Consider the following 18,656-nt stretch of genomic DNA (forward strand, 5'->3'; position numbering starts at 1 on the left):
AACTCAGAAGTGAAACGCCGTAGCGCCGATGGTAGTGTGGGGTCTCCCCATGTGAGAGTAGGGAACTGCCAGGCATCAAACAAGTGAAGAGGCCATCCGGAAGGATGGCCTTTTTGCGTTTCTGCACCTGCTTCCTTTCCATAAACAAATCACCTATCCCCCCATATATACGGTAAACTATCCCGGTTTTTGCATCAGGATAGCGTCTATGAATCACTCCCTTAAGCCCTGGAATACCTTTGGTATTCAACGGAATGCTAATCAAATTGTACGTGCCGACAGTGCTCAGCAGTTGCTGAATGCATGGCAAAACGCAACAGAAAACGGTGAACCCGTACTTATTCTGGGCGAAGGAAGTAATGTCCTGTTTCTCGATGATTTTGCGGGGACGGTAATCGTCAATCGCATCATGGGGATTGAGCGTAAAGAGAGCGCTGACAGCTGGCATTTACACGTGGGTGCTGGCGAGAACTGGCACCATCTGGTGCAATATACCCTTGAAAAAGGGATGCCAGGGCTGGAAAACCTGGCTCTGATCCCGGGCTGTGCAGGATCATCTCCTATTCAAAACATCGGTGCCTACGGCATCGAACTGAAACACGTCTGCGAATATGTCGACTGCATCGAACTCGCGACCGGAACGGCGAAGCGCCTGACCGCAGAGCAGTGCCGCTTTGGCTATCGCGACAGCATTTTCAAGCACGACTATCAGGATCGTTTCGTCATTGTGGCCGTTGGTCTGCGCCTGGCGAAAGCCTGGAAACCCGTTCTGACATACGGCGATCTGACCCGTCTCGACCCGGCTACCGTCACACCGCGTGAGGTATTTGATTCCGTATGCCACATGCGAATGACCAAGCTCCCGGACCCGAAAGTAAACGGAAATGCGGGTAGTTTCTTCAAAAACCCGGTGATCAGCAGCGAAAATGCAAAAGCGTTTCTCGCCGGCTGGCCAACGGCCCCGCATTATCCTCAGGCGGATGGTAGCGTGAAGCTGGCCGCAGGCTGGCTTATCGATCAGTGTGAATTAAAAGGTACGACTCTTGGTGGCGCTGCTGTTCATCGTCAGCAGGCGCTGGTACTGATCAACCAGTCCAACGCGACAAGTGAGGATATCGTCAACCTGGCGCATCATGTTCGCCAGCGCGTGGGCGAAAAATTCAACGTCTGGCTGGAGCCTGAAGTTCGCTTTATTGGCCGAACGGGCGAAGTGAATGCCGTGGAGACCATTGCGTGAAGGACAATACTATCCCGTTAACTCTCATCGGTATCCTTGCCGATGGCGAGTTTCATTCTGGCGAGCAGCTGGGCGAACAGCTGGGCATGAGCCGTGCTGCGATCAATAAGCATATTCAAACGCTCCGCGACTGGGGCGTGGATGTGTTTACGGTGCCGGGAAAAGGCTACAGCCTGCCGGAACCGATCCAGTTACTGAATGAAGAGGTCATCCGCAGCCAGATTGGGCACGGTAACGTCGCGGTATTGCCGGTCATTGATTCGACGAACCAGTATCTGCTGGATCGCCTGAGCGAGCTGAAATCCGGTGATGCCTGCGTTGCCGAGTACCAACAGGCAGGACGTGGCCGCCGGGGGCGTAAGTGGTTCTCACCATTTGGCGCCAACCTCTACCTTTCCATGTACTGGCGGCTTGAACAGGGGCCAGCTGCGGCCATCGGGCTGAGCCTGGTCATCGGCATTGTGATGGCAGAGGTGCTGCACGATCTGGGTGCCGATCAGGTGCGGGTAAAATGGCCCAACGATCTGTATCTCAACGATCGAAAGCTGGCGGGGATCCTGGTTGAACTGACGGGAAAAACAGGCGATGCCGCACAGATCGTCATTGGGGCGGGACTGAACATGGTGATGCGAAACGTGCAGAACGATGTCGTGAACCAGGCCTGGACCAACTTGCAGGAAGCGGGGATCACCATCGATCGCAATACGCTTGCCGTCCGCATGATCAATGAGTTGCGTAGTTCGCTTACGCTCTTTGAACAAGAGGGGTTAGCGCCATTCCTGTCCCGCTGGGAAAAACTGGATAACTTTATTAACCGACCGGTGAAGCTGCTGATTGGGGATAAAGAGATTTACGGCACATCACGCGGCATTGACGCGCAGGGCGCGTTGCTTCTTGAACAGGATGGCGTGATTAAGCCCTGGGTGGGCGGTGAAATTTCGTTACGAAGTGCGGAGTAACCCTCTCCCCACAGGGGAGAGGGTGTAGCAGGTCATCACTGCGGATACGGCACCCAATCCCCGGCATTCAGTCGGACATAAGGCTTATTCTGGTACTGGATCACCACCGCATTGGCGTTTTCCGATACCTCCGCCGTCTGCGGCAGCCCGCTGGTGAGCTGATCCCAGTTCACGCTATCTTCCACAAACAGCTTACCGTCTACAGCGCGAGCAACCAGTTCCGAGATAGCCAGATAGCTACTTGGCTGGGTGATTTCAATGGGCGCTCCCTGATGCGGCGCCTCCATGCCAAAGAACTTAATCCCGGCCGGAACGTTAGTGATGGACGGGCTTGGGATATCGCGCAGACCAGACACCTGCATCCTGTCGCCTTTCAGCGCCCCTCCGTGTTCTGGTACTACCACCACCATCACTTTGCGACCTGATTTTTCCAGCTCGTTGAAGAACGCGTTCAGCTCGTCAAAGAACTTCTGAGCACGGGCCTTATAATCGGCCGTTTTACTCACGCCGGGATAATGGTTCCCGTCGTGCAGCGGCAGCGTGTTATAGAACGTCGCACTACGTGTCCCTTCCTCTTTGCCGACGGTATCTAACCAGCGCTGAAGCACGGCGGTATCGTCATACACCGGCGAGCCATCAAAGCCCAGCAACGTTACCGGCAGCCCTTTCTGGTCCATCAGCGGGGCCTGCATGCCACCCTGTTCACGCACTTCTTTCAGGAAGTTACCGAACTGACCGTTATGGCCCATCATCAGGTGCTGGGTAAAGCCCAGTTTTGCGAGGTTATCAAACAGATAACACTGGTTAGCTGCCGGCTGGTAGAGGTTCTTATGCGAAGGCTGTCCGCAGCTGGCGCGCAGCAGGCGGATAGCCGCCGGGCCGCTGTACGACGTGGCCGAGTTGAAGTCCTTAAACTGAATATCGAAATGCGACCACAGCGGGTGCGACATCAAACCAGCCGCGTCAACGTCAGCCCAGGACAGAGAACAGATGTTAATGACCAGCAGCTCAAACGGCTGAGCATCGGCAGGCAGCGCGTCCGGGAATTTCGTCTGACGCTTATCTTCCGCAGCGTAAAAACTGGAGAGCCACGCGTTCAGGTTAGTGGATGTCGGCGGTGCAGTCTGCGCAGGAATATCCCCAACCACAGGCGTATCCCCTGCTGTCGCAACGGTCGCGGCGGCGGAACCGCCCGTGGTGGTCACGGTTGTCGTCGGCTGACCGGCTGGCCACAGCGAGAAGCTCGGGCCCGTCAGCGTCAGCACGTTTAGCCAGATCATAATTGCGACGACAAACACCGTCACCCGGATCCACTGAGACAGGAACAGCCAGGCGACCAGCAGGACAAATACCGCGCCAATCATCTGCCAGTTAATAAAGCGCTCAACCAGATCGAGCATATAGTCCGCACTGAAACCTGCGACCTGGGAGCCCTGGCTCATGATGCTTTCAGGGCCGGGCAGCCAGGTATCATGCCAGAACAGGGCGAAACCGATGGGGATAGCGACCCAGTGACGTATACGGTGCAGCCTGAGGTTCGGGATTGGCATCAGCAGGAATGCCATAAACACCAGGTTAAGCAGAGGGTGGAAATTAAGATAGCCTGCCCACAGCAGACCAAACTTCACCAGAAAGTAGAAATTCCAGCCGGACAGGCCGCGCCAGTATTGCCAGAGTGGCGATAGCGCCGAAGAGGTATAGGTAGAATTAGTCATGTTTTCTGTTTGCCTTGACGTTCGGAGCGCGAGTCAGTGTTCCGGCGGGTTTAATATAGCGAGGTTTGACGAACAGTAATCTGACCGTATCGCGAATACGGCGCAGGGAATGGCGTGCATAGTAGCCAAGCGGCAAAAAAATCAGCGCGCACAGAACAACCAGTTGGATGATATCGCTGATATTCATAATGGCGCGCTCTCCTTGTTCTCATCCAGTAAGCGTAGCGGCTCGGGTACCCGTCGCCAGACATGCCCGTCATGTTTCGCGTTCAGAACCGGTTTGGCGCCGCTTGTGACAGGCAACGGTTTGGCCCACTTTTCAGGTGGCAGGGCACGCATCTGGACAAGCTCAGCCGCGATCAGGTTATCTTCAAACCAGACCATGCGGTTCGAGAAGATATCCGCGGTAGGAAGCGGGAAGATATGGTTAAGCGCAGTATCCAGATCGTTCACCCGGCAGAAGGAGAGGAACAGCACCAGGCGGTTATCGCCAATGGTCATGATGTCCCCGATACGGTTAGGGCGGCACAGAGTGAGCGCCTGCTCAACGCGAATACCCGGCACGGGGCGCAGGGCAACCATCACCCCTTTTCCGTCTGCCGGTAACAGCGTATTGCTCATCATGTTGCCCACCGCATCGCAGAAGGTGTCCCATTTCTGGTAGCCGCGCAGTTTCATCGGCTGCGTCATTGAAAGCAGGGTGCTGATATCTTCCGGAACATGTCGATTAAACTGCTGGCCCTGGATGCTTTCGATCAGCGTCAGACAGCGCGACAGGGGAGCATTCCACGGGATGACCATATTCGCGCCGCAGCCCAGTAATAAGCGCTCATCGGTGGCGCGCAGGCTGGTATTATTTTCACGCACCACAATTTTTAACGCACTGCCGCGCTGGCGACGTAATGTGTGTATGTGCCTTGCCAGCGTTTCGATTTGGTTATTCTGGATCAACGAGAAGATAATGGTCGCCGCCTGCGTGGTGCGCGCCTCATCAAATAAGGCTTCATTGGTATCGAACAGTGACCAGTGCTCAGACAGTGCAGGCGCACCTTCCAGTACCGCAATATGGCTCAGAACGCGTTTTTCATCACTGCGTGGCTGAACTACTGTTTCTTCTTGTTGAGCAAGATGCCACTCATCCCCGACATGTTTGAGGGTAAGTTGTTGTCGGGAGCTTACCCCTTTTTCATTGCACCAGAAAGCCACGTCGTAAAGATGGCTGTCGGTCTGGACCCGAATACTGGCCAGGCCATAGAGAGAACGGTATTCACTCATTAAAAGTGAAAAAAGCTTGTCATTATTACTGCCTGGGTTAACAACCAATAAGGTGCAATTTTGATTTTTTGCCCATCTGTTGATTCTTCCCAGCCATTTCAGCAGCTTTTCAGACGGTATATTTTGCAGGCCATCATTAGAGCATTTTAGAATCAGTAAATAGTGCTCAGGAACAATAGAACACTGAATATCGCGGGGTAAAAAGTATAGACTGTCAGCCTCCGCAGGCATGGAAAATAATCGTACTGTCTGGGGCCCACGGTCACTGTCGAGCCTGATGATTGACTTCGGCTCTTCGCCCATCGTAATGACGGCCACGCGGGAATCCTTCCCCTGCGCCGCTATCGTCTGGTTTACCAGACTGATGGCATCTTCATTACGATCCGTATTAACCCACCAGACTCCTCCGACTGGCATGTGGCGCAATTCGTCCCATAATGACTGGATGCCAATAGAAAATATGGAGTCCACGGTGTCCCTCTTTTCGTCGAATTTCTATGTCTCTCAGTTTACTAGCGAAAGCGTAGAAATAAACCTAACATTGAAATTAAAGAACATCAGATTTAGCATGTAAATGAAATTTAATGGGCAGGACGCCTCGCTGCATCTGAATCTTATGATTTTACTCAAAGGGATGAAAAAAGAATGCAAAATAACGAACCCGCAACCCCAGTCGACTCAAGTCTGGGTTACACATTCCAGAACGATTTTTTGGCACTCACGCAGGCTTTTTCTTTGCCTGAAATAGATTACACCGATATTTCCCAGCGTGAACAGTTGGCGGCGGCTATTAAACGTTGGCCGTTATTAGCTGAGTTTGCCCAACAACAATAAGGAAGCCATTGATGGCTGTACTAGGATTACAGGGCGTCCGTGGTGGGGTGGGTACAACTTCCGTTACCGCGGCGCTGGCGTGGTCATTGCAGGTATTAGGTGAATCGGTACTGGTCATTGATGCCTGTTCCGATAATTTGCTGCGCATGTCATTCAATGTCGACTTTACGCATGCAAACGGCTGGGGACGCGCGCTTCTGGACGATAAAGACTGGCGGGATGCGGGTTTGCGTTATACCTCCCAGCTCGATTTGCTTCCCTTTGGTCAATTGACCGAAACCGAGCGCGGGAATGAAGCCGCGTACCAGCGCCTGTTCTCTCGCTTCATCACCGCATTGCAGAGCCTGAAAGAGAGCGGGCACTATCAGTGGATCCTGCTGGACCTGCCGCACGGTGCCGCGTCGCTGACCCGCCAGCTGCTGGCGCAGTGCGACCATGTGCTCTCCATCGCGAACGTAGATGCGAATTGTCATATCCGTCTGCATCAGCAGCCGATGCCTGCCAATGCCCATATTCTGATCAACGATCTGCGCATTGGCAGCCAGATCCAGGACGATCTCTACCAGGTCTGGCTCCAGAGTCAGCGCCGCCTGTTGCCGATGGTGATCCATCGTGACGAAGCGATGGCGGAGTGCCTCGCGTCCAAACAACCTCTCGGGGAGTACCGTAGCGATTCACTGGCGGCGGAAGAGATCCTGACGCTGGCAAACTGGTGTCTGCTGCACTTTGCTAAACGGCCGGAGCCTGCCGGGAGTTCAGTATGAGCCGCCTGACTAACTGGCTGCTCATTCCGCCGGTCAGTTCGCGCTTAAGTGAACGCTACCGCCATTACCGTCATCACGGCGCCTCGTCGCTGAGCGCTGCGCTGGGCTGTTTGTGGATGATTCTGGCGTGGATGTTCATCCCCCTCGAACATCCCCGCTGGCAACGCATTCGTGCGCGCCACGGTGAACTCTATCCGCATATCAACCCTGACAAGCCGCGTCCGCTGGATCCCGCGCGCTACGCTATTCAGTCCATCTGGCTACTAACGACCTCAACGGGCGCGGAGAAAAAAACGTCCCGCTGGCGCAGCTTCGATCGTGTGCAGAACCTGCGTGAACACTACCACCAGTGGCTTGACCGGCTACCTGACCGGGTGGGCGACAAAACGGGTCATTTAGATAACCACAAAGAGCTCGGGCACCTACACCCGGGCTTGCGGCGTTTTATTCTCGGCGTGGTTGTGGTGTTCTCGCTGATTCTTGCGCTGGTCTGTATTACCCAGCCCTTCAATCCGCTGGCGCAGTTCACCTTCCTGATCCTGCTGTGGGGCGTGGCGCTGCTGGTGCGGCGCATACCAGGGCGTTTTTCTGCCCTGATGCTGATTGTGCTATCGCTGACCGTTTCCTGCCGCTACATCTGGTGGCGATATACCTCAACGCTGAACTGGGACGATCCGGTCAGCCTGGTGTGCGGCTTAGTGCTGCTGTTTGCTGAGACTTACGCCTGGATCGTGCTGGTGCTGGGTTACTTCCAGGTTATCTGGCCGCTAAATAGACAGCCGGTGCCGCTGCCAAAAGACACGACCCAGTGGCCTACGGTGGACCTCTTCGTGCCGACCTACAACGAAGACCTGTCGGTGGTAAAAAACACCATTTACGCCGCGCTGGGTATCGACTGGCCGAAGGATAAAATCAAAATTTGGATCCTCGATGACGGTGGCCGTGCCGAGTTCCGCCAGTTCGCGGACGAAGTGGGGGTAGAGTACATCGCCCGTACCACGCATGAACACGCGAAAGCCGGTAACATCAACAATGCGCTGAAATATGCCAAAGGGGAGTTCGTCTCTATTTTCGACTGCGACCACGTGCCAACGCGCTCGTTCCTGCAAATGACCATGGGCTGGTTCCTGAAGGAGAAAGAGCTGGCGATGATGCAGACGCCGCACCACTTCTTCTCGCCGGACCCGTTTGAACGTAACCTCGGCCGTTTTCGTAAAACCCCGAACGAGGGCACGCTGTTCTATGGACTCGTGCAGGACGGGAACGACATGTGGGACGCAACGTTCTTCTGCGGCTCCTGTGCGGTGATCCGCCGGAAACCGCTGGATGAAATTGGCGGGATCGCCGTCGAGACGGTCACGGAAGATGCGCACACCTCGCTGCGTCTGCACCGTCTTGGCTATACCTCCGCCTACATGCGCATTCCTCAGGCGGCGGGGCTGGCCACGGAATCCCTGTCGGCGCATATCGGCCAGCGTATTCGCTGGGCCCGCGGCATGGTGCAAATTTTCAGGCTCGATAACCCGCTGATGGGTAAAGGGCTGAAGCTGGCGCAACGGCTGTGCTACGTCAACGCCATGTTCCACTTCCTGTCCGGTATTCCACGGCTTATCTTCCTCACTGCGCCGCTGGCGTTCCTGCTCCTTCACGCTTACATCATCTATGCGCCTGCGCTGATGATTGCCCTGTTCGTTCTGCCGCACATGATCCACGCCAGCCTGACGAACTCGAAGATTCAGGGGAAATATCGCCACTCCTTCTGGAGTGAAATTTACGAAACGGTGCTGGCCTGGTACATCGCGCCGCCAACCATGGTGGCGCTGATTAACCCGCATAAAGGGAAATTCAACGTCACCGCGAAGGGCGGGCTGGTGGAAGAGGAGTATGTCGACTGGGTGATCTCCCGGCCCTATATCTTCCTGGTGCTGCTGAATATTGTGGGCGTGATTGTTGGGATCTGGCGCTACTTCTACGGCCCGGAAAACGAAATTCTGACGGTCTTCGTGAGTATGGCGTGGGTGTTTTATAACCTGATTATCCTCGGTGGCGCGGTGGCGGTATCGGTGGAGAGCAAACAGGTTCGCCGTGCGCATCGCGTCGAAATCAGCATGCCAGCGGCCATTGCCCGCGACGATGGACATCTCTTCTCCTGTACCGTACATGACTTTTCGGATGGCGGTCTGGGTATCAAGATCAACGGTCAGGCGAAGGTGCTGGAGGGGCAGAAGGTCAACCTACTGCTTAAGCGCGGCCAGCAGGAGTATGTCTTCCCGACGCAGGTGGTGCGTGTGAGAGGAAATGAAGTGGGTCTGCAACTGATGCCGCTGACTAAAAAGCAACACATTGATTTTGTGCAGTGTACGTTTGCCCGCGCGGATACGTGGGCTCTCTGGCAGGACAGCTTCCCTGAGGATAAGCCTCTGGAAAGCCTGCTGGATATTCTTAAGCTGGGGTTCCGTGGCTATCGTCACCTTGCAGAATTTGCCCCGTCGTCGGTGAAATTAATTTTCCGGTCACTTACTTCACTGGTTTCCTGGGTCGTGTCGTTCATTCCGCGTCGACCTGAGCGAGATGAAGCGAAGCAGGCGGACCCGGTTATGGCTCAACAATGATGATAACGCGATGAAAACAAAACTTTCCTGGTTATGTGCAGTGGCAATGGGGATGAGTGCGCTCCCTGCAACAGTGGCTAACGCAGCGCCTGATAACGCAGCGACCACGCCCGCGCCAACGGTGCCTGTCGTCGCGCAAGCGACCGATCCGGTTGTGACGGCCGCGCCGGGGCAGACGGAGAACGTTGTCCCGAATCAGCCGACGACGGGGAATACGCTGCCCGCCGACAACCCGGTGGTTGGGCAGGTCATGCCTGGCGTGCCGGGAGCCAGTGCGCCGGTGGTTGCCGAAAATACGCCGTCGCGTGACGTTAAGCTGACGTTTGCCCAGATCGCGCCTCCTCCGGGCAGCATGGTTCTGCGCGGCATCAACCCAAATGGCGGTATCGAATTCGGTATGCGCAGCGATGAAGTCGTGTCGAAAGCGATGCTCAACCTGGAATACACCCCATCGCCGTCGCTGCTGCCGGTGCAGTCCCAGCTTAAGGTCTATCTGAATGACGAGCTGATGGACGTCCTGCCCGTCACCAAAGAGCAACTGGGTAAGAAAACCCTGGCTCAGGTGCCGATTAATCCGCTGTTTATCACCGACTTTAACCGCGTGCGTCTGGAGTTTGTCGGCCACTACCGCGATGTCTGTGAAAACCCGGCCAGCAGCACCCTGTGGCTGGATGTCGGGCGTAACTCTTCGCTTCAGATGACCTATCAGCCGCTGGCGTTGAAAAACGATCTCTCCGCCTTCCCGGTGCCGTTCTTCGACCCGCGTGATAACCGTCTGCTGAACCTGCCGATGGTCTTTGCCGGCTCGCCCGATGTGACCGAACAGCTGGCGGCCTCTATCGTGGCATCCTGGTTTGGTTCCCGCTCCGGCTGGCGTGGTCAAAGTTTCCCGGTCATGTACGACAAAATGCCGGACAAAAACGCGATCGTGTTTGCCACCAACACCAAACGTCCGGCTTTCCTGCGTGACCATCCGGAGGTGAAAGCGCCCACCATCGAGATGATCAGCCATCCGGACAATCCGTACGTGAAGCTGTTGGTGATCTTCGGCCGTGATGACAAAGATCTGGTGCAGGCGGCGAAAGGCATTGCGCAGGGGAATATCCTGTTCCGCGGTAACAGCGTTGTGGTGGACGAGGTGAAACCGCTGCTGGCACGTAAGCCTTATGATGCGCCGAACTGGGTACGTACCGACCGGGCCATCACCTTTGGCGAACTGAAAACCTATGAAGAGCAATTGCAGTCAACCGGGCTTGAACCTTCTCCTGTCAGCCTGTCGCTGAACCTGCCGCCGGATCTCTATCTGCTGCGCACTAACGGCATTGATATCAACCTGAACTACCGTTACACCGCGCCGGCAACCAAAGACAGCTCGCGCATGGATATCAGCCTCAACAACCAGTTCCTGCAATCGTTCAGCCTGACCAGCAGCCAGGAGACAAACCGGTTAATGCTTCGTCTGCCTGTATTGCAGGGGCTGCTGGACGGCAAAACCGATGTGTCGATTCCGGCGCTGAAGCTTGGTGCGGTAAACCAGCTGCGGTTTAACTTCCAGTATATGAACCCCATGCCGGGAGGATCGGTGGAAAACTGCATTACCTTCCAGCCGGTGCAAAACCACGTGGTGATTGGTGACGACTCCACGATCGACTTCTCGAAGTATTACCACTTTATTGCGATGCCGGATCTGCGTGCCTTTGCTAACGCCAGCTTCCCGTTCAGCCGCATGGCAGACCTCTCCGAATCAATTGTCGTGATGCCAAAAGCGGCCAACGAAGGCCAGGTTACTACGCTGCTGGACACCATGGGCACCGTCGGGGCGCAAACTGGCTTGCCGGCTATCAACGTGACGGTGACGGATGACGGGAGCCAGATCCAGAACAAAGATGCCGATATCATGGTCATCGGCAACATTCCGGACAAGCTGAAAGACGAGAAGCGCGTCGATCTGCTGGTGCAGGCGGCTCAGTCGTGGGTTAACACGCCGCTGCGTCAGACCGAGTTCCCGAGCATCATGCCGGACAGCGGCGATCGTCAGGCCAATATCAGGACGACCGTAAGCTCAACGGGTCCGATGGCCGCGATTGTCGGCTTCCAGTCGCCGTACAACGACCAGCGCAGCGTTATCGCCCTGCTGGCGGACAGCCCGCGCGGGTATGAGCTACTCAATACGGCCATGAACGACAGCGGTAAACGGGCGGCAATGTTCGGTTCCGTCTCGGTGATCCGTGAGTCGGGGGTAAACAGCCTGCGCGTGGGGGATGTCTACTACGTCGGTCATCTGCCGTGGTTCGAACGCCTGTGGTACGCCCTGTCTAACCACCCGGTGCTGCTGGCCGTGCTGGCTGCGCTCAGCGTTGTACTGCTGGCGTGGGTACTGTGGCGTCTGCTGCGAATCATCAGCCGTCGTCGTCTTAACCCGGACCATGAGTAAGCGGTGATGAAAATCTTTCGCGGGTGTGTAGTCGCAGCGTTGATGCTGGCGGCGGCGAATCTTCACGCCGCCTGTCGCTGGCCTGCCTGGGAGACGTTCAAGCAGGATTATATGAGCGAAAGTGGACGCGTCATTGATCCCAGTGACGCGCGCAAAATCACCACCTCCGAAGGGCAAAGCTACGGACTGTTCTTTGCCCTCGCGGCAAACGATCGCAAGGCGTTCGATCTGCTGCTGGCATGGACGCGCGATAACCTTGCCGAGGGAGATTTAACCCAACATCTCCCGGCCTGGCTGTGGGGGAAAAAGGACGACGAAACCTGGGCGGTTATCGACCCTAACTCCGCGTCTGATGCCGATATCTGGATTGCCTGGTCGCTGCTGGAAGCCGGGCGGCTGTGGAAAAATCCCGATTACACGCGCACGGGTAAGGCGCTGTTGACGCGCATTGCCAGTGAGGAAGTGGTGAAGGTGCCGGGGCTGGGTTCTATGCTGCTGCCGGGTAAAGTCGGTTTTGCCGAAGAGAGCGTCTGGCGCTTCAACCCCAGCTACCTGCCGCCGCAACTTGCGAGCTATTTCACCCGTTTTGGCGCGCCGTGGACGACGCTCCGTGAAACCAACCTGCGTCTGCTGCTGGAAACCGCGCCTAAAGGATTTTCCCCGAACTGGGTGAAATACCAGAAAAAGGGCGGCTGGCAGCTGTCGCAGGATGCATCCCTGATCGGCAGCTACGATGCGATTCGCGTCTATCTGTGGGTAGGGATGATGAACGATAACGATCCGCAGAAAGCCCGGCTACTGGCGCGTTTCAAGCCCATGGCGACCACCACAATCAAACAAGGCTTGCCGCCGGAGAAAGTGGACGTCGCGACCGGGAAACGCACCGGAGATGGGCCGGTAGGGTTTTCTGCCTCCCTCCTTCCGTTTTTACAAAACCGGGACGCGCAAGCGGTGCAACGCCAGCACGTCGCCGATCGTTTTCCCGATAACAATGCTTATTACAGCTACGTTCTGACCCTCTTTGGACAAGGGTGGGATCAGCATCGTTTTCGTTTCACCGTGCAAGGTGAATTACTACCGGACTGGGGCCAGGAATGCGCACGTTCACACTGAATCTACTCACCTTATCGCTTGGCCTGGCGCTAATGCCCCTGGCCCAGGCCGCCAACTCCCCGCAGCAGAGACAGCTGCTGGAACAGGTCCGTCTGGGGGAATCCACCCAGCGTGAGGATTTAGTGCGCCAGTCGCTCTATCGCCTTGAGCTGATCGACCCCAACAACCCGGACGTGATTGCCGCGCGCTTCCGCTACCTGTTACGACAGGGCGATACGGCGGGCGCGCAAAAAGAGCTGGATCGCCTGAAAGGAATGGCGCCCGATTCCAGTGCCTATCAGTCCTCCCGTACTACCATGCTGCTCTCCACGCCGGATGGTCGCCAGGCCCTCCAGCAGGCTCGCCTGCTTGCCACCACCGGGCACACCCAGGAAGCCATTGCCGCGTATGACAAACTGTTTGTCGGTAAGCCGCCCAGTGGCGACATCGCGACGGAGTACTGGAACGTGGTGGCGAAAGAGCCAGCCCGCCGCAACCAGGCCATTAATCAGCTTAAGAAAATAAACGCCAGCAGTCCGGGTAACGTCCCGCTACAGTCCTCGCTGGCACAGCTTTTGTTCCAGAGCGGACGGCGTGATGAAGGGTTTGCGGTGTTACAGGAGATGGCCAAATCGAACAATGGCCGCAGTCAGGCGTCGGACATGTGGTACCAGCAGATCAAAGATCAGCCGGCCAGCAGCGCCAGCGTTACCGCGCTGCAACAATACCTGAGCGTGTTCAGCGATGGCGATAACGTGACGGCGGCGCGCGCCCAGCTTGAAGCGCAGCAAAAACAGCTTGCCGATCCGGCGTTCCGCGCCAAAGCCGAAGGGTTAGCCGCAGTGGATGCCGGGCAGGGCAGTAAAGCGGTAACGGAGTTGCAAAAAGCAGTCAGCGCCAACCACGCCGACAGTGAAGCCGTAGGCGCGCTGGGGCAGGCCTATTCTCAGAAAGGCGATCGCGCGCGTGCGGTTGCGCAGTTTGAAAAGGCGATCGCCCTCGATCCGCAGAGCGATAACCGGGGCAAATGGGACAGCCTGCTGAAGGTCAACCGATACTGGCTGCTGATCCAGCAGGGGGATAACGCCCTGAAAGCCAACAATACGGCCCAGGCCGAACGCTATTACCAGCAGGCGCGCAATATCGACAATACCGACAGCTACGCGGTTCTGGGCCTCGGTGATGCGGCGGCGGCGCGCAAAGATAACGACGCGGCCGAGCGCTATTACCGCCAGGCGTTGCGGATGGACAGCGGCAACAGCAACGCGGTACGCGGTCTCGCCAATATTTATCGTGCGCAGTCTCCGGAGAAGGCGACGCAGTTTATTCAGTCGCTCTCTGCCAGCCAGCGCCGCAGTATTGATGATATTGAACGTAGCCTGACGAACGAGCAGCTGTCAGCCCAGGCCGAACAGCTGGAAAGCGAGGGGAAATATGCGCAGGCCGCAGAAATTCAGCGCCGACGCCTTGCGCTTTCCCCGGGCGACGTGTGGATCACCTACCGACTGTCACGCGATCTGTATAGCGCGGGTCAGCGCAGCCAGGCGGATAACCTGATGCGTCAGCTGGCAAGCCAGAAACCGGGCGATCCGGATCAGGTTTACGCCAGCGGGCTGTACCTGTCCGGTAACGATCAGGACCGGGCGGCGCTGGCGCATCTGAACACGCTGCCGCGCGACAAGTGGAACGGCAACATTCAGGCGCTGGCGGACCGCCTGCAAAGTAACCAGGTGCTGGAAACCGCCAACCGCCTGCGCGACAGTGGAAAAGAGCAGGAGGCGGAAACGTTGCTTCGCCAGCAGCCTCCGTCCACCCGTATCGACCTGACGCTGGCGGACTGGGCTGAACAGCGTGGCGATCATGAGGCCGCGAAAACCGCCTACAACACCGTCCTGCAACGCGAACCGCAGAACGAAGACGCGATCCTCGGCCTGACCGAGGTCTATCTTGCCCAGGACAACAAGGACGCGGCGCGCGCGGCGCTGGCGAAACTGCCCGCGGCACAGAACGGCGAACCGCTCTCCATCAATATGCAGCGCCGGCTTGCCATGGCGCAGGCTGGCCTGGGTGATCATGCCGCGGCAGAAAAGACCTTCAACGCCATTCTTGCGCAGGCCAAATCGCAGCCGCCTTCGATGGAAAGTGCGCTGGTGATGCGCGATGCCGCCCGTTTCCAGGCACAAAATGGTCAGCCTCAGCAGGCGCTGGACACCTGGAAAGATGCGATGGTCTCATCGGGCATCACAACGACCCGTCCGACCGATAACGACAGCTTTACGCGGCTCACGCGTAACGATGAGAAAGATGACTGGCTGAAGCGCGGCGTGCGCAGCGATGCAGGCGATCTTTATCGTCAGCAGGATCTGAACGTCACGCTGCAACACGACTACTGGGGGTCCAGCGGCACGGGGGGCTATTCCGACCTGAAAGCGCACACCACCATGCTCCAGGTTGATGCGCCGCTGTCGGATGGACGTATGTTCTTCCGTAGCGATCTGGTCAATATGAACGCCGGTTCCTTTGCCACCGATAACGGAACCTACGATCCGACATGGGGTACCTGCGCCGAAACGCCATGTCGCGGTAGCACAAACCAGTCGGCCAACGGCGCCAGCGTGGCCGTCGGCTGGCAGAACAAAACCTGGGCGTGGGATATCGGTACAACGCCGATGGGCTTCGACGTGGTCGATGTGGTGGGCAGCCTGAGCTATAGCAACGATTTAGGGCCGATTGGCTACACCCTGAACGCCCATCGCCGTCCGATTTCCAGCTCGGTGCTGGCCTTCGCCGGGCAAAAAGATCCCAATACCGACACCACCTGGGGCGGCGTGCGTGCCACCGGTGGCGGCGTGAGCATGAGCTACGACAAAGGCGAAGCTAACGGGATCTGGTCAAGCCTGAGTGCCGACAGCCTCACCGGGAAGAATGTCGAAGATAACTGGCGCGTCCGCTGGATGACCGGCTATTACTACAAGCTCATCAATCAGAACAACGAACGCCTGACGGTGGGCGTGTCCAACATGCTCTGGCATTACGATAAGGATTTAAGTGGCTATTCGCTGGGCCAGGGCGGTTACTACAGTCCCCAGGAGTATGTGTCGTTCGCCTTACCGGTGAACTGGCGTAAACGCACAGAGAACTGGTCATGGGAGCTGGGCGGCTCCGTCTCCTGGTCTCATTCAAAAACAAAAGATGTGATGCGTTATCCGTTACAGGGGCTGATCCCGGACAATGAGCCAGGCCGTTATACCGATAAAGGTGTGATGGAAACCGGAAGTAGCTCGTCAGGGACGGGTTATACCGCAAGGGCGATTGTTGAACGCCGCGTGACGTCCAACTGGTTTGTCGGTCTGGGCGTCGATATTCAGGAAGCAAAAGACTATACCCCGAGCCATGCGCTGCTCTACGTTCGGTATTCTGCCGCGGGCTGGCAGGGTGATATGGACTTACCACCGGAACCGCTGGTGCCTTATGCAGACTGGTGATCGGATTTTTTCTTAATCTAATTGTAAGTCTCTCTAAAAAGTGCAGCTATCGGGTATACTCGGGCGCACCAGGTTTACACCCTGGTGCGCCCTGCGCTTCGAGTTTTGTGGAGAGTCATTTTGCGTGTCAGCCGTTCCTTAACGATCAAACAGATGGCGATGGTGTCTGCCGTCACAATGCTGTTTGTCTTCATCTTCTGCGTCATTTTGCTGTTTCACTCCGTACAGCAGAATCGCTATAACACGGCTTCGCAACTGGAAAGTATTGCCCGCTCGGTGCGGGAACCCCTGTCAGCCTCGATCCTGAAAGGGGATATCCCCGAGGCGGAATCCATCCTGAAGCGCATTCAGCCCGCCGGTATCGTGAGCCGCGCGGATGTCGTGCTGCCGAACCAGTTCCAGGCGCTGCGGATGAGTTTTATCCCGGAGCGTCCCGTCCCGATGATGGTGATGCGCCTGTTTGAACTGCCGGTGCAAATTTCCCTGCCTCTCTATTCCCTGGAAAGACCGGCTAACCCGCAGCCGCTGGCCTACCTGGTGCTACAGGCCGACTCGTACCGCATGTATAAATTCGTCATGAGTTGGGTTGCTACGTTAGTGACTACTTACTTACTTTTGACACTAATGCTGAGCGTGGCGCTGACGTGGTGTATCAACCGGTTAATTGTGCATCCGTTGCGCCGCATAGCCCGGGAGCTGAACGACCTCTCTCCACAGGAGCACATGGGGCATCAGCTTCCCTTGCCGCGCCTGCATCACGACGATGAAATTGGCATGCTGGTCCGGAGTTACAATATCAACCAGCAGCGTGTACTGCGTCAGCAGGAAGAGCTCAGTAGCAACGCCACCCGTTTTCCGGTATCCGATCTGCCAAACAAAGCGTTTTTAATGGCCTTGCTGGAGCAGACCGTCGCCCGCCAGCAGACCACCGCGCTAATGGTGATTGCCTGCGAAACCTTGCAGGACACGGCGGGCGTGCTGAAAGAAAGCCAGCGCGAGATGCTGTTGCTGACGCTGGTGGAAAAGGTGAAATCTGTTCTGGCGCCGCGCATGGTGCTCACCCAGGTCAGCGGCTATGACCTGGTGGTGATCGCGCACGGTGTTAAAGAGCCGTGGCACGCCATTACGCTAGGTCAGCAAGTACTCACTGTCATTAATGAGCGGCTGCCCATTCAGGGTATCCAGCTTCGCCCGAGCGCCAGCATCGGTATTGCGATGTACTACGGGGGGCTGACCGCCGAGCAGCTTTATCGTCGGGCCTTCTCGGCCGCGTTCACCGCGCGCCGGAAAGGCAAAAACCAGATCCAGTTCTTTGATCCGGAGCAGATGGAAAAAGCCCAGCAGCGCCTGACGGAAGAGAGCGACATTCTGACGGCGATGGACAATCGCCAGTTTGCGCTCTGGCTACAGCCGCAGGTCAATTTGCGCACGGGGGAAGTGACCAGCGCCGAAGCGTTGCTGCGTATGCAACAGCCGGACGGCACGTGGGAGCTGCCTGAGGGGATGATCGAACGTATCGAGTCCTGCGGCCTGATGGTCACCGTCGGCTACTGGGTGCTGGAAGAGTCTTGCCGCCAGCTTGCGGCCTGGCAACAACGGGGCATCACGCTGCCGCTGTCGGTGAATCTCTCTGCGCTACAGCTGATGCACCCGACCATGGTGCCGGAGATGCTCGAGTTGATCCACCGCTACCGCATCCAGCCCCACACGTTGATCCTGGAAGTCACCGAGAGCCGTTGTATCGACAATCCTGACGACGCTGTCGCCATTCTGAAACCGCTGCGTAATGCCGGGATCCGCATTGCGCTGGACGATTTTGGTATGGGGTATTCCGGCCTGCGTCAGCTCCAGCACATGAAAACGTTGCCGGTGGACGTCCTCAAAATCGACAAAACCTTTGTGGATGGGCTGCCGGAGGATTGCAGCCTGGTACAGGCCATTATTCAGATGGCGCACAGCCTGAATCTGCACGTAATTGCCGAGGGAATTGAAACCGACGCCCAGCGTGAGTGGCTGGCTGCGGCGGGCGTGGAGAGTGGACAAGGCTTCCTGTTTGATCGCGCCGTGCCGACGGATATCTTTGAGCAACGCTATCTCGCCGACGCTGGCAATAACGCAAAAGTGTAATTTTGTTGCTGGCTTGTGCGAGCCAGCTCAAAGTTCTTAACATTTGTGTTTCAAATTTGAACCCCGTTTATTTCTGTCCTGTTATGTGGGTGTTATTTTAAAGCCGCAGGTTAACCATAACC

Annotated in this window: 12 protein-coding genes; 9 read left to right on the forward strand and 3 right to left on the reverse strand. The window is 56.8% G+C overall.

Translation table 11 applies throughout. The features are described from left to right. Positions 1 to 208 precede the first annotated feature (208 nt). Entirely contained in the window at positions 209 to 1,237 is a 1,029-nt protein-coding gene (gene murB / locus ACJTMZ_RS17345) for a UDP-N-acetylmuramate dehydrogenase (RefSeq protein ID WP_015571532.1), read from the forward strand. After that, positions 1,234 to 2,196 carry a bifunctional biotin--[acetyl-CoA-carboxylase] ligase/biotin operon repressor BirA gene (gene birA, locus ACJTMZ_RS17350; RefSeq protein ID WP_017384195.1) on the forward strand — a complete coding sequence of 321 codons (963 nt, stop codon included), beginning with the start codon at positions 1,234 to 1,236 and terminating at the stop codon, positions 2,194 to 2,196. Before murB ends, birA begins: the two co-directional genes overlap by 4 nt. 35 nt (positions 2,197 to 2,231) lie before the next feature. On the opposite strand, the gene bcsG is transcribed toward birA, so the two are convergent. Genes bcsG through bcsE form a run of 3 tightly spaced genes read right to left on the reverse strand, consistent with a single transcriptional unit; the run spans position 2,232 to position 5,657 of the window. Beyond that, positions 2,232 to 3,911: a cellulose biosynthesis protein BcsG gene (bcsG, locus tag ACJTMZ_RS17355; RefSeq protein ID WP_408626965.1), complete on the reverse strand. Its 1,680-nt coding sequence runs from the start codon at positions 3,909 to 3,911 to the stop codon at positions 2,232 to 2,234. Next, complete coding sequence (gene bcsF, locus ACJTMZ_RS17360; RefSeq protein WP_006808586.1) at positions 3,904 to 4,098, reverse strand: cellulose biosynthesis protein BcsF; 195 nt, start codon at positions 4,096 to 4,098, stop codon at positions 3,904 to 3,906. The genes bcsG and bcsF overlap by 8 nt, the downstream gene beginning before the upstream one ends. Further along, positions 4,095 to 5,657 (reverse strand): cellulose biosynthesis c-di-GMP-binding protein BcsE, encoded by a 1,563-nt coding sequence (gene bcsE / locus ACJTMZ_RS17365; RefSeq protein WP_017384192.1) that lies wholly within the window; start codon positions 5,655 to 5,657, stop codon positions 4,095 to 4,097. The genes bcsF and bcsE overlap by 4 nt, the downstream gene beginning before the upstream one ends. Positions 5,658 to 5,831: 174 nt before the next feature. Between bcsE and bcsR the strand changes: the two genes are divergently transcribed. The 7 genes from bcsR (at position 5,832) to hmsP (ending at position 18,534) form a co-directional block, all read left to right on the forward strand. After that, positions 5,832 to 6,020 carry a cellulose biosynthesis protein BcsR gene (gene bcsR / locus ACJTMZ_RS17370; protein WP_003861175.1) on the forward strand — a complete coding sequence of 63 codons (189 nt, stop codon included), beginning with the start codon at positions 5,832 to 5,834 and terminating at the stop codon, positions 6,018 to 6,020. A gap of 11 nt (positions 6,021 to 6,031) precedes the next feature. Then, the gene (gene bcsQ / locus ACJTMZ_RS17375) at positions 6,032 to 6,784 is read left to right on the forward strand and encodes a cellulose biosynthesis protein BcsQ (protein ID WP_003861177.1); all 753 of its coding nucleotides are present in this window, start codon (positions 6,032 to 6,034) and stop codon (positions 6,782 to 6,784) included. Next, positions 6,781 to 9,396 carry a UDP-forming cellulose synthase catalytic subunit gene (bcsA, locus tag ACJTMZ_RS17380; RefSeq protein ID WP_023295581.1) on the forward strand — a complete coding sequence of 872 codons (2,616 nt, stop codon included), beginning with the start codon at positions 6,781 to 6,783 and terminating at the stop codon, positions 9,394 to 9,396. Before bcsQ ends, bcsA begins: the two co-directional genes overlap by 4 nt. A gap of 10 nt (positions 9,397 to 9,406) precedes the next feature. Then, a complete protein-coding gene (gene bcsB, locus ACJTMZ_RS17385) occupies positions 9,407 to 11,830 on the forward strand; it encodes a cellulose biosynthesis cyclic di-GMP-binding regulatory protein BcsB (RefSeq protein ID WP_126340325.1) in 2,424 nt (807 codons plus the stop codon). A 6-nt stretch (positions 11,831 to 11,836) separates the two neighbouring features. Continuing rightward, complete coding sequence (bcsZ, locus tag ACJTMZ_RS17390) at positions 11,837 to 12,943, forward strand: cellulose synthase complex periplasmic endoglucanase BcsZ (RefSeq protein ID WP_017384189.1); 1,107 nt, start codon at positions 11,837 to 11,839, stop codon at positions 12,941 to 12,943. Further along, entirely contained in the window at positions 12,925 to 16,407 is a 3,483-nt protein-coding gene (gene bcsC, locus ACJTMZ_RS17395) for a cellulose synthase complex outer membrane protein BcsC (RefSeq protein ID WP_408626966.1), read from the forward strand. The genes bcsZ and bcsC overlap by 19 nt, the downstream gene beginning before the upstream one ends. Positions 16,408 to 16,527: 120 nt before the next feature. Continuing rightward, positions 16,528 to 18,534: a biofilm formation regulator HmsP gene (hmsP, locus tag ACJTMZ_RS17400; protein WP_039269532.1), complete on the forward strand. Its 2,007-nt coding sequence runs from the start codon at positions 16,528 to 16,530 to the stop codon at positions 18,532 to 18,534. Positions 18,535 to 18,656 lie beyond the last annotated feature (122 nt).

Source organism: Enterobacter sp. DN, assembly GCF_046054285.1.
Taxonomy (GTDB): Bacteria; Pseudomonadota; Gammaproteobacteria; order Enterobacterales; family Enterobacteriaceae; genus Enterobacter; species Enterobacter hormaechei_C.

Coding starts and splice junctions, on each gene's coding strand:
- murB (WP_015571532.1), top strand. CDS start 209: ATGAATCACTCCCTTAAGCCCTGGAATACCTTTGGTATTCAACGGAAT.
- bcsZ (WP_017384189.1), top strand. CDS start 11,837: ATGAAAATCTTTCGCGGGTGTGTAGTCGCAGCGTTGATGCTGGCGGCG.
- bcsC (WP_408626966.1), top strand. CDS start 12,925: ATGCGCACGTTCACACTGAATCTACTCACCTTATCGCTTGGCCTGGCG.
- bcsR (WP_003861175.1), top strand. CDS start 5,832: ATGCAAAATAACGAACCCGCAACCCCAGTCGACTCAAGTCTGGGTTAC.
- bcsF (WP_006808586.1), bottom strand. CDS start 4,098: ATGAATATCAGCGATATCATCCAACTGGTTGTTCTGTGCGCGCTGATT.
- bcsQ (WP_003861177.1), top strand. CDS start 6,032: ATGGCTGTACTAGGATTACAGGGCGTCCGTGGTGGGGTGGGTACAACT.
- bcsB (WP_126340325.1), top strand. CDS start 9,407: ATGAAAACAAAACTTTCCTGGTTATGTGCAGTGGCAATGGGGATGAGT.
- bcsG (WP_408626965.1), bottom strand. CDS start 3,911: ATGACTAATTCTACCTATACCTCTTCGGCGCTATCGCCACTCTGGCAA.
- bcsA (WP_023295581.1), top strand. CDS start 6,781: ATGAGCCGCCTGACTAACTGGCTGCTCATTCCGCCGGTCAGTTCGCGC.